Annotated in this window: 1 protein-coding gene; it reads left to right on the top strand. The window is 71.2% G+C overall.

Translation table 11 applies throughout. The features are described 5' to 3' along the window. Positions 1-130: 130 nt before the first annotated feature. Positions 131-1,027, top strand: an 897-nt coding sequence (locus GPA_RS15155; protein ID WP_269446294.1) for an FGGY family carbohydrate kinase, incomplete at its 3' end; no start/stop codon positions are given.

The raw sequence follows: 1,027 nt of genomic DNA, 5'->3' as shown, positions 1-1,027 counted from the left end.
AGCTCCTGCGCGGCGCGGGGGTGCGGCGCGTGGACGAGGTCCTCTACCCGGGCATGCGCCACGAGATACTCAACGAGCCCGGCCGCGCCCAGGTCTATGCCGACATCGCACAGTGGATGGAGGAGCACGCATGCGAAAAGCCTACGTCATAGCGCTCGACCAGGGCACCACCTCGTCGCGCGCCATGCTCGTCGATGCCGACGGGCGCGTCGTCGATGCGGTGCAGAACCCGTTCCCGCAGCGCTACCCGCAGCCGGGCTGGGTGGAGCACGACCCGCTGGATATCCTGTCGTCCCAGCTGGGCGCGCTTGCCGAGCTCACGGTGTCGCACGGGCTGGGGCCCGCCGACATCGATGCCATCGGCATCACGAACCAGCGCGAGACCACCGTCGTGTGGAACCGCGAGACGGGCCGGCCCGTGGGCAACGCCATCGTGTGGCAGTGCCGCCGCACGGCCCCCATCGTGGAGGAGCTCTGCGGCGACCCGGCCGTCGCCCGTCGCATCGCGGACACCACCGGCCTCGTGCCCGACGCCTACTTCTCGGCCAGCAAGGTGAAATGGCTGCTGGACAACATTCCCGGCGCCCGCGCTGACGCCGAGGCGGGGAAGCTCGCGTTCGGCACCGTGGACAGCTGGCTCGTGTGGTCGCTCACGGACGGGCAGGTGCATGCCACCGACGTCACGAACGCCAGCCGCACCATGCTCTACGACATCCACGAGATGCGCTGGGACCCGTGGCTGCTCGACCTGTTCGGCATACCCGCCTCGATGCTTCCCGACGTGTGCCCCTCGTCGGCCGATTACGGCGTGACGGCGAACCCCGGCGTGGTGCGCGGCGTGCCCATCCGCGGAGTGGCGGGCGACCAGCAGGCCGCGCTCTTCGGCCAGTGCTGCTTCGAGGCGGGGCAGGCGAAGAACACGTACGGCACCGGCTGCTTCCTGCTCATGCACACGGGGCGCGAGGCGTGCCGCTCCACCCACCGGCTGGTCACGACGCTGGCCGCCTCGGCGCCGGGCGCGCCCGGG

Origin of the sequence: Gordonibacter pamelaeae 7-10-1-b (assembly GCF_000210055.1) — a bacterium.
Classification (GTDB): domain Bacteria; phylum Actinomycetota; class Coriobacteriia; order Coriobacteriales; family Eggerthellaceae; genus Gordonibacter; species Gordonibacter pamelaeae.
Note: the sequence above shows the minus strand (reverse complement) of the source record. Positions and strands in the feature narration are given on the sequence as shown.